Source organism: Sphingomonas montanisoli (assembly GCF_008274695.1).
GTDB classification, from domain to species: Bacteria; Pseudomonadota; Alphaproteobacteria; order Sphingomonadales; family Sphingomonadaceae; genus Rhizorhabdus; species Rhizorhabdus montanisoli.
This window is the reverse complement of record NZ_VTOU01000001.1, coordinates 961,308-974,450: the sequence shown is the minus strand read 5'-3', so window position 1 is coordinate 974,450 and position 13,143 is coordinate 961,308. Positions and strand designations below refer to the sequence as shown.

Here is a 13,143-nt window from a genome sequence, read left to right as displayed (position 1 = left end):
CGAGCTTTACGGCATGCGCCTGTTCGGGACGTGGGCGGTCAACGGATCGACCCACAGGTGGCCTGAAGCGATCCGGGACAACCGATTTTGGGGCGCTTTGCTGCCCTTAACTGCTATTTGCAACAACCTGTAAGGTCCGTATCTGCTCGTTCAGGACCGGTCCACTGAGAGAAGGTCTTCCCAGTAAAAAGCCTTGCGCTTCCGAACAGCCTTCCGAGCGCAGCATTTCGAGCTGGGCTTCAGTTTCAACCCCTTCGGCCAGTACCGGCATCCCGATCGTCGACCCCAGCGCGATAACGGCGCGGATTATCGCGCGCGCCTGCTCGCTGCGGTCTGACTCCATCACGAACGAGCGATCGATCTTGATCTTGTCGAACGGAAAGGAGTGGAGCGTTTCCAACGATGAATAACCCGTGCCGAAGTCATCGATCGCGATCGACACGCCCATCGCCTTGATCTGGCGTAAGATATGAAGCGCGCTGGCCTTGTCGGCGATTAACGCGGTCTCTGTGATCTCGAGTTCTAGCCGGCTGGGCGGAAGCCCGGTTTCAAGCAGGATCTCGGCCACGGTCGTGGCAAGGATCGGGCGCGTAAGCTGCACCGGCGACAGGTTCACCGCGACACGATAGGGCTCCGGCCACAGCACGGCCTCGCGGCAGGCCCGGCGTAATACGCAGTCGCCCAGTTCAATGATGCAGCCGCTCTCTTCGGCCACCGAGATAAATTCCTGCGGCGCGATCCAGCCGGCGACCGGGTGATGCCACCGCGCGAGCGCCTCATAACCGGTGACTTCATTGGTCACGAGCGAACGCTGAACCTGATAAGCGAGCGACAAGTCGTTGGCGGCTATCGCATCGCGAAGATCCGCGGCCATCGACCTACGCTTTCGCGCGACCTCGTCCATGCCATACTCATACTGGCACAGCTGCACGCCATGCGTCGCCTTGGCCCGGTACATGGCAAGATCGGCGTTGCTCAGTACTTGCTCCCGATCAGAACCATCGTCGGGAAAGAGCGCGACGCCGAGGCAGGCGCTGGGCTTAATCTCAAGTCCGTTGGCTTCGACCGGCGTGTCCAACACTTGCCTCAGCTGATCGAGGAAGGTTGTCAGTTCCGTTTCGTCGTCGAAGCTGTACGACGCCGCGAATTCATCGCCGCCAAAGCGAGCGAAAACTTGGCCGTCGCCGAGCATCGCTGACATCCGATGTCCCAAGCTTCCAAGGATCCGATCCCCCGTCGCATGACCATAGGTGTCGTTGATCTCCTTAAAGCCATCGAGATCGATCACCACCAGCGCAACCTTGCTGTGGCCCGCCTCGGCGCGCCGCAAGGCGTCGTCAACCTGCCCATTGAAATTGGTACGGTTCGGCAGGCCGGTCAGATCGTCGTGCATCGCCATATGTGCGATGCGGGCCTCGGACCGGTGACGCTCGCTCACGTCCTCGAAGGTGGCGACGAAGCCACCTTCAGGCAGCGCTTGGTAGGATATGTCGACCACGCCGCCATCGTCGAAATTTGTCGTCACCGATCCGCCGCCACCCGGCTGCGCGAGGCAGGCACGCAGCCATCCGCGACCGGCTTCGATACGCTGTTGATCGACGATGACGTTTCCGCGAGCGAGCAGCGACGTGCGCATGAAATCGGAGAAGCTCAGTCCTTCGAGCGGCAGGTCGGGATCCAGCCGGTACATCATCCGGAACCGCGCGTTGACGAGAGCGACCCGTTCCTCGCGATCGAACAAAGCGAGACCCTGGTGCATATTGGTGAGCGCCGCATCCAGCTTTTCGGTCAGCGCAATTAAGCGATCCTGATCCTCTTTCTGGCGGCTGATATCGCGTGTGAGCTTGGCGAAGCCAATGATATCGCCCTGTTCGTCTACGACAGCCTCGATCGTGACATTGGCCCAGAAGCGGCTGCCATCCTTGCGGTGACGCCATCCTTCGGCGGTGAACTTTCCCGCATCGCGCGCCGCGGCGATCGCGCGCTGGGGAATGCCAGCCGCCTGATCCTCCTGCGAGTAAAAGCTCGCAAAGTTGAGACCGATTGCCTCGTCGGATGTAAATCCCTTGAGCTGTGCCGCACCCGCGTTCCAGCTCACAACGCGCCCATCGAGGCTGAGCATGTAGAGCGCGCAATCGGTGATACCCTCGACCAGTATGCGGAACTCGCGGCCCTGCGACCTGATCGCCGCGACGGCCGTGGCGTTGATGACCGACGCACCGATGCCGATCAAGAGAACTGCAAATGCCAGCGCACCGATCACGATCCCAAGTGTGACCGGGGACAGGATATTTTCGCCCTGGCCGCCGTCGGCGTCCGGGACCACCTGAAGCGCCATCATGCCGGTAAAGTGCAGCGTCAGGATCGCCAGCATCAGCAAGCCGCCCGCGGCCAGCCCGCTTGCCGAGCCGCGTGTGCGCAACGCGAGGACCAGGGCCGGGATTGCGAAGGCCACGGCAGAGAGGGCCGACAAGGCTACCAACTCGGCATCCCACCCGAAATGACCTGGAAATTCGACGGCGCTCATGCCGATATAGTGCATCGCGACGATGCCCGCGCCGACGAGGGCTCCACCGGCAGCCAGAAACGGCAATGAAAGATTACGCACATAGGGCAGCATGAAGCCGCCGATCGTGACGCCGATCGCGACCATCAAAGACAATGCGGTCGGCCCGTAAGCATAGCCGACGACTACGGGGCCAGTATTGTAGCCCAGCATCGCGACGAAATGGGCCGACCAGATGCCGAAACCGGTCATCACGCCTGCCGTGAGCCGCCACCTGCGATCGATGGATGGCGTCTCGCCGCGCTGCTGACGGAGAAGCGTGACGGCAGCGAGGCAGGTAAGGCCGCAGACTAGGCCCGCGAGCGCGACCAACCGCCAATCATGCTGATAACGCACACAATACCAAAGGCTAAGCAACTCGTGTCCTCAATGGAAATAAGAGGCAACCGGCGAATCAAGAACGCCATTGGTCCACAGCATTACCGCCTAGCCTCGAATTCCTTGATATTCAGCAAACGATACCGGAACTTCGGCGACACGATGTAAACAATTGTTACGGCATCTCTGATGTGCGTTGGCGTAGAGTCGCTGCCGGAGACACTGACTCCCCTTGCGAGCCGATCGGCACCCTGACCACGCGATCATTCAGACCGTTTTGCTCGAACAGGACCGAGTACGTCGGTACAACTGAATGGCCGCTTCTGGGGGCGCCTCGGTCCACGCGGAATGTCCGCACTTAGGGCGTATTCCGTTGAAAAACTCGGCTGCGGGAGCGTTTGGGGTGTGGGCCGCGACAGGGGCGAGTGGCGTTCCACGCCCGTCAGGCCAGTGCCGGTCTCGCCATGGGGATGATCTTGGCCATTTTTCGCAGGTTCTGGGCTGCGGCGGCCAGGTGGAACTCGTCTCTTGCACCATTCGGCCCTCTTAGCGCAGACGATCCAGCTTCAGGATGCGCTTGAGGTGGGCAAGCAGCATCTCAACCTTCTTTCGCTGGCGGCGTGACGCAAGATAAGCGTCTGTGGTGGCGATATCGCGCGCCAGGTCGCGTGCGCCTTCATGGATCGATCGAGTAACTTTGCGAGCGGGCATGTTCGGGGTGCATTGCTGCCGCAGGTCGCAGCTCTGACAGTCCTGCTGACGCGCGCGGTAGCGGATCGAACCGTCCTTATTCACACCATCGCGCGGGATGCTGAAAATTGCGATTGGATCGCCGCAGGCGGTTGCCAGTCGGGCAGACGTAGCTGGCCTCGAATACATCGCATGTCCTTCTCCATGAGTTGTTTGGACAGCGCCTTGTTGTACGGCCCGCACAAGACGCTCTACAACCGTTGGAAGCGGTCTATAATGGCACCAAGGCCTTCGTCGACAATTTCACCGACGCGATCAGGAACGAGATCAAGGACGCCAAGGGCGTCACCTTGACCACCCTGATGCCGGGGCCGGTCGAGACCGAGTTCTTCGACCGCGCCGACATGAACGATACTTCGGTCGGCGCCGACCCGAAAAAGAGCAATCCGGTCGATGTAGCGCAGGATGGCTGGGACGCGCTGATGGACGGCAAGGCGAGCGTCGTCTCGGGCTGGAAGAACAAGATCCAGCAGGCGATGGCGAACGTGACACCTGCCGGCATCCTTGCTGAACAGCACCGCAAGATGGCCGAGCCCGGCAGCGCGACTCCCGAGGCGCTGGCCAAGGCCGAGCGGGCGGACCACTGATGTAGGCGAAGACTATCGGCCGTGCGATCGGCGCGGCCAACCTCGCCTTCGGCGTCACCGACATCCTCGCGGGCAGGAGCTTCGGCGGCGGCATCGGCGCGGGCGCGGTCGAGGGCGGCACGCACCACTCGCGTTAGAACGACGTTCCCGAGGGCCTGGAAATTGGCTCGATCACAAAAGCGGTGCCGACGCATTTTTCCGGCTTCGAGCATTCGGTTACGTCTGTCAGCAGTGGGTATGCGGATCAGCGGTGAGAAGCGCGATGCTTCTGGCTGAAATCCCATTTCGGAATTTTAAATCTATGAAGCGTGATGGCGGCGGCGCGTTCGGGCTTTTCTAGAGGCGGCTGACGCCGAGGTTGTGCCGGCCTGGGCATAGCCGCCGCCGCGGCCATCGCGGCGCTTATCCTGCTGATCGCTTGGATCTGATATCTGTCAGGTTCATCCCGCGCGGCTGAAGGCAGAAGGTTACGTCCAGCGCGCATCGCCAAAGTGTAGTGCGAGGATGGCACTTAGAGGTAATCGCTACCCTCATCTGCGCCGACCGCGACATTGAGCTTGAGACGGCGCGAACTCTCCCTTCGCTCGCCGTTATTGATGTATTGTAAGGCAAAGATTGGTTTTGCTGCGCCAGATAATTGACTAACCTAACCTGTCAGTGGGCAGGCACTTCGCCAGCACACACGACCCGATGCAGAACACGATCGCTTGAGACCGCATCGCCTACCGCCGAATGCATGGTGCAGCGATTGTCCCAAATGACGACATCGTCCTGCATCCACCGATGCCGATAGACATTTTCCGGCCGGCAGGAATGATCGTAGAGAAACTTCAGTATCGCAGCGCTCTCCTGGGCAGGCACGCCGTCGATATTCTGCACACGATCGAGCGATGTTAGATAGAGTGCCGTCCGTTTAGTCAGTGGATGCACGCGCCGGAGCGGATGGTGCGGGACACCTTCGGTAAGCTGGCTGGGATCGGTTAGCCGGGCGGAGCCGTGCCGTGCGGTGGCATCTCTGAGGTAATCCTGCAGTGCCGGAGAAAGCGTCGCCCAAGCCGCATACTGGTTCGAGAACATCGTGTTGCCGCCGAATGCCGGGACTTCCATACCGGCCAGGATTGAGTAGGACGGCGGACGCGGCAGGAACGACGCGTCGGAATGAAAGAAGTCGGCGCCAGCGCTGCTGCCCGCCGGATTCTCGACCACGAACAACTCGGGTTGTTCGACATGTCGCTTCACGCCCGGCACGATGAGAATGTCTCCCAAGCGCCTGGCGAACTCGACCTGCTGAGGCGGCGTCAGGGGATTGTCACTTATCACAACCACGCATGCGGAGCTGATCAGCATAGCGAGCTGCCTATATTGCGTGTCGTCGAGGTCCAGGAGGTCCATCCCGCTGAGCCGCACACCCGTTTCAGCGGACAGCCTCTCCGCTGCCCCCGGCAACATGGGAATCTCCCACGCAGACGCGTCCCGTGATGCGCTGAGGCTTTTCATTTCATCCACTCCCAGGACGGCCATCTTCGCGTGTCCGTCCTGGGAGCATTGGTAGGCTCGCTTCGCCAATGATTTCAAGTTTAGCCCAGCGGCACCGACGTCCCCGCCGCTGCTCGGGATGGGTGCAGCAGCAGCGCGTGAGGAGGTCGCCGAAAATATGCTCGAAGCCCTGACCTTCGACTTGCCGCTTCGCGACAAAGGAACAGCAAAGGACCATTTCCGTTGTGCCTTTCGACAGGAGAGAAAAATGGCGAAAGTTGATCAGGCCGCGAGCATTTGGAGCATGCTCATCGTGATCGGTCCTATTATGCTAGCGCTTACAGTAGCATGGGCGCTTTCACGCAATTACTGGCTCGTTCGTGCCCATCAGAAGCGCAAGGAATGGCGCGCACACCGCAATCGGACGGCTCCCACGCCCCGTATCATTCGAGCCGCGCATCGGGCGGTGTATTAAGTGGCTGCGTTGATGGCAACGGGCGGCACCGCCTGGGGTGTAGCCACTATGTTCGCCCCTCTCGCGATCGGCGCTTTCATCTTCGGCGCGGCCGTAGTGCAATCGCGCACACCCGAAGGAGATCTGATGCACCGCGAGCTTGAAGACCGCGAACGCTAGGACCGGTCGGGGCAGATGATCCCGGAGTTTGGCTGGGCGCCCACCAGCTAAATTATTGTGGCCGTCGTCATTATTGTGGCCGTCGTCTTGATCACGACCGTCGGTGTCGCTGGCATCGCCGCAGCGTTCCCCGACGACGTCACAATCGCGACCAGTGGCGGCAGCGCGCACGGCATCGTCCTGCAGCATGGCGCACGGGTCGCTGCCCGCGACACCGATGTCGGCGTGACCGCTGCGGCGCTCTACGTTCTCGGCGATGTCGGCCCCGCGTCGATCGCGAACTTGGCCAACAGCGGGCTAGCCAACGCGGGGCCGACGATCGGCGCGGGCGGCCAAGCGAATATCGATCTCACCAACACAGTGGTCGGCGCGCAGCTCGGCTCCGCAGGCTTGCCGGGCGGCAATGTGCAACGACTGCTGGTCGGAACGAGCGCGGACTTTCCGCTGCTCGCCCCATCCTTGCACTCAGCCCCGTCGTCGACGGTCGCGCCGATTGCTTATTCGATCGGGAAGTAGCCGATCACGTCAGAAAGCCTTTGAGCGGCAGGTCGTTGACGGGCAAACCGAGGAGTGCAGCAAGTGCGTTAGCGACGGCGGGCGCGACGGCGGATACCGCAATCTCGCCGACGCCCGATGGCGGCTCTTCCGATGGCGTGAGATGAAGGTCGACCAAGGGGACGTCGGTGATCCGCAGCACCTTGTAGCTGTCGAAATTGCTCTGTTCGGGAACGCCCTTGTCGAGGGTGATCTCACCCGACAGGGCGGCCGAAAGGCCGAACATGATCCCGCCCTCGATCTGGGCCGATACGAGATTGGGATTGATCACGCGCCCGCAATCCACGGCCGTGGTGAACCGCTCGACACGGTAGCCCTCGCCGATGCGCCGCACTTCGGCGACGTGCGCGACATAGCTTCCCGCCCAGGTGGAAATGGCGAGGCCCAGCGCGCGATCGGCGGGGCGGGGGCGGTGCCAACCCGAACGTTCCGCCACCACGGCCAGCAACGCGTGGAAGCGCGACTTGGCAGGAAGCATCAACCGTCGGAGCGCCAGCGGATCCTGTTTCGTCCGCCGGGCGATCAGGTCGACGAAGCATTCCATCGCGAACACATTGTAGCTCGACCCCACCGATCGCCACGGCATCACCGTCACACCGACCTTGGGCGAATGCAGCTCAAGCGCCATGTCGGGCAGGTCATAGGGCGGATCGATTGCGTTGCGGATCGAGATCGGGTCGATGCCGTTCTTGACCAGCCCGGGAATGGGGATCGTTTCGGCGATCGATTGCACGACGATGCGATGGCGCCAGCCCCGCAAGCGACCATCGGCATCGACCGCCGCATCGAGCCGATGACGCGACATCGGACGATAGCAGCCGCCGGTGATGTCGTCCTCGCGTGTCCATTGGACGCTGACTGGGATGCCAGGGGGCAGCGCCTTGGCGATCTCGACCGCCTCGACGACGAAATCGGCGGTGAAACTGCCCCGCCGGCCGAAGCTGCCGCCCGCCGGAAGCGTGTGGATCGTCACCCGGTCTGGGGGCAGGTTCAGCGCCGCGGCGACGTGTCGGCGATCCCCGCCCGGGAACTGGCAACCATACCAGAGCTCGCAGGACCGATCCTCACGCCGCACGACGCAGTTCAACGGTTCCATCATCGCGTGGGCGAGATAGGGCGCCCCATATTCGGCGGTGATGGTCGTCGGCGCGGCAGCCAGCGCCGACGCAATGTCGCCTTGTGCGCGCGCGACGGAGCCGGGGCGCTGGGCCAGCGCCCGAAAGGCGACGTCCAACTCCTCGCTTCCGCGCTGTTCCGCGTCGCGATCGTCCCACGCGATCTGCAGGCTCTCGCGCCCCTGGAGTGCCGCCCAATGGGTGCGCGCGACCACCGCGATGCCGGTCGGGATCTGCACGACTTGCAGGACGCCGGGGGTGGCGAGCGCGGCTGCCGCATCGAACGAACCGACGCGCGCACCGAAGCGCGGCGGCCGCCGCACCACCGCCCGCACCATGTTCGGAAGATCGAAATCGGCGGTGAAGATGGTCGCGCCGCGAATCTTGCCGGGCGTATCGAGCCGATGGACGTTTTGCCCGACCAGGCGGAAATCCGAAGCGGCCTTGGGGACGGGTTTGCTCGGCGCGGGGATGGCGCCTGCCGCCTGCGCGAAGGTCTCCAGCCTGGCTTTCTTGCCCGATGCGACATGTCGAACGACGCCCCGTTCGATCCCGATCTCTGCTGCCGGCACATCCCATTGCAGCGCGGCGGCCTGCACGATCATCGCGCGGGCGGCGGCACCGGCATCGCGCAGTTCGGCGTAAGAGCCCATCATCGAATTGCTGCCGCCGGTACCCTGATCGTGCATGACGGGGTTGGCGTAATGCTGCGGATTGACGGGGGCGGCCGCCACCTTGATCCGCGTCCAATTCGCATCCAGTTCCTCGGCTACCACCATCGCCAGGCCCGTCTCGATGCCTTGCCCCATCTCCAGATGCTTGCTGACGATCGTGATTCCGGTCGGCGAAATGCGGATGAAGGCGTTCGGCGCGAAGGGCTCCGCCGCCGCGAGCGCCGCCGCGCCGCGAACCGGCAGGGCGAAACCGATCACGAGCGCCGCGCCGACCCCTTTGAACAGACCGCGGCGATCGATCTCGCCGGTGGTCATGCCGGTGTGCTCAGACTGGCCGCCGCCGACTTGATTGCCGCGCGAATGCGACTGTAGGTTCCGCAGCGGCAGATATTCCCGGCCATCGCGCTGTCGATTTCGGGATCGTCGGGGTTGCGGACGCCGCTCAGCAGTGCCGTGGCGCTGACGATCTGGCCCGACTGGCAATAGCCGCATTGCGGAACATCGATTGAGGTCCAGGCCGCGCGGATCGCATCGGCCTCGCGCCCGCTGAGCCCTTCGATCGTCGTCACCGGGCTGGTGCCGACGCTCTCGACCGGGGTGATGCAGGAACGGATCGGTTGGCCATCGACCAGCACCGTGCACGCGCCGCACTGGGCGATGCCGCATCCGAATTTCGTGCCGGTCAGCTTCAGCGTATCGCGCAGCACCCATAGCAATGGCGTGCCGCCATCGTCCGGCACCGACCGCAACTTCCCGTTGACGCGTATTTCCACGAGGCCCTCAACTCTCCGGTCGTATGACCTTTGCTATGTCGAGGTTCGCATGATTGACATGATCCATGCCGATCGCAAGGTGACGGACAAGAACAAGTGCGTGAAACGACGCGAGGGGAGAAACCAGGATGCGCCGAAGCTTTTGTGGCGTGATCGCTAATATCGGAATCGCGGTGTCAGCATCGAACGCTGCGTCGCCAAGCCTGCAGGATCCGGCGATCGGAAGCCACTGGCCGGCGGAATCGAGCTTCGCGACGCCGCCCGTTCGTGCGAAACCGGTGCCGGGTTCGGCATGCGACGTCGCCGACCGCTATGTCACCTTGCAAGGCGCAGGGCGCCAGGACGAAATCACCGCGCTGTTTGCGCCGACCGCGAGTCTGCTCGGAATTTCCGAAACTGTCGTCCGCGGGCGCGATCAGTTGACGGCGCATTTCAGCCACGCGATCTCGCGCAAGGTGATCCCGATCAGCTTCGTCGACCGTGGCCGCGAATGCTTCATGGAACTCGCGTCGCCCCGCCTTGGAGACGATGATGGCCCTTATCGGCTCGCCGCGATCGACCATTTCGTCCTGGATCAGAATAACCAGATCGAGCGGCTTGTGATTTACATCAAGCCGGGGATAGCGAGCGCAGCCACAGGAAAATGAGCATTCTGCCCCGGCCATAGCCGGTCCGGGCGGTGGCTAGAGCCCGGGCCTCTGCCACAATGGCTCCGATATAATCTTTGTACAGGTCAACCAGCAGGCTGATTACAGCCGACACGCCGTCATTCGAACAGGCTGTCGATCGCGTTGGCGATGTTATGGGTGGTGTAGGGCTTCTGCACGACTGGGGTCGATCGGTGCTGCATCGGCAAGCTCGCCTGTTCGCCATAGCCCGACGCGAAGAAGAAGGGCACGCCGAGTTCCACCAGGCGGTCCGCGATCCCGAAGCTCGTCTGGTCGCCCAGATTGATGTCGAGGATCGCGAAGTCCATCTTCGCCTTGTCGAGGATGTCGTGTGCGGCTTCCGGGGTCGATGCGGTCGATACATCCGCGCCGAAGCGGTCGAGAATGTCTTCGGCGTCGAGCGCGATGATCAGGCTGTCTTCGACCAGCAGCACCGTGCGGCGGTCGAGCAGGTGCGGGTTGACGATCTCCTGGCTGGACGCGCCGACGCGCTGAGGACGCACCACCGCGGCACCGTAACTCTTCGGTTCGGACACATGGCGCGCGGGGATGCAGAACTCCGCGCGCACGCCGTCCGGCGCATAGTCGATGCTCGCGCTGCCGCCGAGGTCATATGGCACCGATCGTGTTACGATCGTCGTGCCGAAGCCCTTGCGCTTGGGCGGCTTGACCGTCGGACCGCCCGTCTCGTGCCACGTGAATTCGAGATCGCCGTGGTGGTTGCGCGACCAGTCGATATGCACCTCGCCACTGGCCGACAGACTGCCATATTTGGTCGAGTTGGTGACGAGTTCGTGGATCACCAGCGCCATCGTCGAATAAGCCTGCGGGTTGAGCAGGACAGGCGATCCGTTCGCGATGATCGCGCTTCGTCTGTCGGCAGCAAAGGCCGCCGCTTCCGCGTCGATCAGCGCGTCGAGCGGCGCGGGCCCCCAATGATCGTCGGTGATCTGGTTGTGCGCGCGGGCGAGCGCGTGGATCCGCCCGTCGACCAGCCGCACGAACTCCTTCACCTCGGGGCTGTCGGGCTGTGACTGGCGGATAAGCCCACGGATGACGCCCAGGATGTTGCGCACGCGGTGGTTGAGTTCGGCGATCAGCATCTCCTGTCGCGCGGTCGACTGACGCCGCTCTGCCGCAGCCTCGTCGGCCAGTCGCAACACCACCTCGATCAAGGTCGCGCGGAGCGTTTCGGCGACGCGCAATTCGGACAGGGTGAACGGCTCCGAATGACCGTCGACGGCCTCCTTCCACTCTTCGAAACTCTCGCGCGGGGTAAGGCGCGGGCCGTTCGGGCCATATTCGATGGGCTTGTGCGGATCGCCAGCCCAGCGCACCGATTGCTTGAGCTCGGATCGGAACAGGATGACATAGTCGCGCGGGGAGCGGGAAATGGGAATAGCCAGCAGACCGGCCGCGCGATCGGCGAACTTGCCCGCATCGGGGATCAGGCTGCCAATATTGTCGGTCGTGAAGACGCGGCCCGCTGCCGTGCCGTTGAGCGCGCGCACGATCCGGCGAAAATCCTCGGTCGGCGGTGTGACGCCTGAAAAAGCGTAATTGCCGTTGATCCATACGCCGACGCCATCGGCGGGGATGGCGCTGGTCAAGATGTCGCCCAACCAGTCGGGATCGTTCAGCAGCGTTTCGTCCGACGCGACCGCGCCCAGCAACTGATCGGATATGTCGCGCGCGCGCCGCTCATATTCGACGATCTGTCGCCGCTCGCGCGATTCCAGCCGCATCGAGAACATTTGCGCGAACAACTCGCACACCGATCGCCGCTCGAACGTTGGTGATCGTGGGGAATAATTGTGGCAGGCGAACAGGCCCCACAATTCGCTATCGACCAGGATCGAGATCGACAGTGTGGCGCCGACGCCCATATTCTTGAGATATTCGATATGGATCGGTGACACCGATCGCAGGATCGACAGCGACAGATCGATCGACCTGCCCGCCGGATCGAGCGTAGGGATGATCGGGATCGGATCGGCATTCACGTCGCGAACGATGCGGACGAGGTTGCGCTTATAGAGCGCGCGCGCCTGCACCGGGATGTCGCTGGCGGGATAATGGAGGCCCAGAAAGCTGCCGATGCCCGACTTCACTGCTTCCGCGACGACTTCGCCCGCGCCGCTCGCCGCGAATTTATAGACCATGACGCGATCATAGCCGAGCAGGGCGCGCACCTGTCGCGCGCCCTCGCGATAGAAGGCGGTGATATCCTTGGCCTGATCGAGCCGCGCCATCATCGCGCGCACCGAATTGGTTGCGTCGCCGGCATGGGCGGTCCCCGCTTCGGCCTCGATGACGATCTGCCCGCCCGAAAAATGGACCGCAACGTCATAGGGCTGGCCCGACGTGCCGATCTGGCAACCGAACTGCCGTTCCACCATGTCCGGACCGGACAGATAGGACACGCGGTTGCGCAGTTCGTGCAAAAGCGACGCGGGCACGAAATCGACCAATGGCTGGCCGATCAACTGGTCCGGGTCATGGCCCAGAAGGTCGCGAATGTTCTTCGAAACGCGCGCGATGATCCAGTCGGTGCTGACCGCGATCAAAAACCCGCCGGGTTGAATCGCCCCGAGAAGGTGGATCGGCTCACGATCGCAGTTGGTCAGATCGACCCTATCGAACTCGGACACGCATTCCCCATCATTGCTACGGCAGCCACGGTAACGCGGCTATGCCACCCAGGTTCAATCGTGTGCGGGATGCGCCGATCTTGAACGTCCCGCAATCGTTGGTAATTGTCGCGCGACTGCAATTTGCCAGACACTTCCATCGGCGAGAATGGCTGAGTCGGGATGAATCTAAGAAGGACGAAAGGTTGTTTATGACCGAACTCGACGATGAAGCAGCCTATCTGCTGCGTCGAGCGCGTGAGGAAAAGGAGCAGGCCGCAGCGGCTGCGCATCCAAACGCCACGGCCGCGCACCGCGCTCTCGCCGAGCGTTATACGACTCGCGCCTTGATGGCCCAGATCGACGCCGATGAGGATCCGCTGATCAAGAAATAACC

General features: G+C 62.7%; 9 protein-coding genes and 2 pseudogenes. 5 read left to right on the top strand and 6 right to left on the bottom strand.

Translation table 11 applies throughout. From position 1 onward, the window contains the following. Positions 1-106: 106 nt before the first annotated feature. A complete protein-coding gene (locus tag FYJ91_RS04870) occupies positions 107-2,878 on the bottom strand; it encodes a bifunctional diguanylate cyclase/phosphodiesterase (protein WP_246152430.1) in 2,772 nt (923 codons plus the stop codon). A 448-nt stretch (positions 2,879-3,326) separates the two neighbouring features. Next, positions 3,327-3,610 (bottom strand): annotated as a pseudogene (locus FYJ91_RS04865) (transposase); the annotation flags it as partial. Between the two features lie 227 nt (positions 3,611-3,837). Here FYJ91_RS04865 and FYJ91_RS04860 point away from each other — a divergent pair. Further along, positions 3,838-4,221, top strand: a pseudogene (locus tag FYJ91_RS04860) (SDR family NAD(P)-dependent oxidoreductase); the annotation flags it as partial. Between the two features lie 654 nt (positions 4,222-4,875). On the opposite strand, the gene FYJ91_RS04855 reads toward FYJ91_RS04860, so the two are convergent. Continuing rightward, positions 4,876-5,718, bottom strand: coding sequence for a TauD/TfdA dioxygenase family protein (locus tag FYJ91_RS04855; protein ID WP_181008353.1), 843 nt, complete (start codon positions 5,716-5,718; stop codon positions 4,876-4,878). Positions 5,719-5,875: 157 nt separating this feature from the next. Between FYJ91_RS04855 and FYJ91_RS04850 the strand changes: the two genes are divergently transcribed. Both FYJ91_RS04850 and FYJ91_RS04845 read left to right on the top strand, forming a co-directional pair. Next, complete coding sequence (locus tag FYJ91_RS04850; protein WP_149521116.1) at positions 5,876-6,172, top strand: hypothetical protein; 297 nt, start codon at positions 5,876-5,878, stop codon at positions 6,170-6,172. A gap of 246 nt (positions 6,173-6,418) precedes the next feature. After that, entirely contained in the window at positions 6,419-6,847 is a 429-nt protein-coding gene (locus tag FYJ91_RS04845; RefSeq protein WP_149521115.1) for a hypothetical protein, read from the top strand. 4 nt (positions 6,848-6,851) lie between these two features. Here FYJ91_RS04845 and FYJ91_RS04840 read toward each other — a convergent pair whose 3' ends face one another. Both FYJ91_RS04840 and FYJ91_RS04835 read right to left on the bottom strand, forming a co-directional pair. Then, positions 6,852-8,990, bottom strand: coding sequence for a xanthine dehydrogenase family protein molybdopterin-binding subunit (locus tag FYJ91_RS04840; protein ID WP_149521114.1), 2,139 nt, complete (start codon positions 8,988-8,990; stop codon positions 6,852-6,854). After that, positions 8,987-9,448, bottom strand: a complete 462-nt coding sequence (locus FYJ91_RS04835) for a (2Fe-2S)-binding protein (RefSeq protein ID WP_149521113.1) — start codon at positions 9,446-9,448, stop codon at positions 8,987-8,989. The genes FYJ91_RS04840 and FYJ91_RS04835 overlap by 4 nt, the downstream gene beginning before the upstream one ends. A gap of 149 nt (positions 9,449-9,597) precedes the next feature. Between FYJ91_RS04835 and FYJ91_RS04830 the strand changes: the two genes are divergently transcribed. Further along, on the top strand, positions 9,598-10,095 hold the full coding sequence (locus FYJ91_RS04830) for a hypothetical protein (RefSeq protein ID WP_149521112.1): 498 nt from the start codon (positions 9,598-9,600) through the stop codon (positions 10,093-10,095). Between the two features lie 119 nt (positions 10,096-10,214). On the opposite strand, the gene FYJ91_RS04825 is transcribed toward FYJ91_RS04830, so the two are convergent. Continuing rightward, entirely contained in the window at positions 10,215-12,767 is a 2,553-nt protein-coding gene (locus FYJ91_RS04825) for an HWE histidine kinase domain-containing protein (protein ID WP_149521111.1), read from the bottom strand. A 191-nt stretch (positions 12,768-12,958) separates the two neighbouring features. Between FYJ91_RS04825 and FYJ91_RS04820 the strand changes: the two genes are divergently transcribed. Next, positions 12,959-13,141 (top strand): hypothetical protein, encoded by a 183-nt coding sequence (locus FYJ91_RS04820; RefSeq protein WP_149521110.1) that lies wholly within the window; start codon positions 12,959-12,961, stop codon positions 13,139-13,141. Positions 13,142-13,143 lie beyond the last annotated feature (2 nt).

Bases quoted from the DNA above. Each gene is read 5' to 3' on its own strand.
- FYJ91_RS04840 (WP_149521114.1), bottom strand. From the start codon at position 8,990: ATGACCACCGGCGAGATCGATCGCCGCGGTCTGTTCAAAGGGGTCGGC.
- FYJ91_RS04820 (WP_149521110.1), top strand. From the start codon at position 12,959: ATGACCGAACTCGACGATGAAGCAGCCTATCTGCTGCGTCGAGCGCGT.
- FYJ91_RS04850 (WP_149521116.1), top strand. From the start codon at position 5,876: ATGCTCGAAGCCCTGACCTTCGACTTGCCGCTTCGCGACAAAGGAACA.
- FYJ91_RS04855 (WP_181008353.1), bottom strand. From the start codon at position 5,718: ATGAAAAGCCTCAGCGCATCACGGGACGCGTCTGCGTGGGAGATTCCC.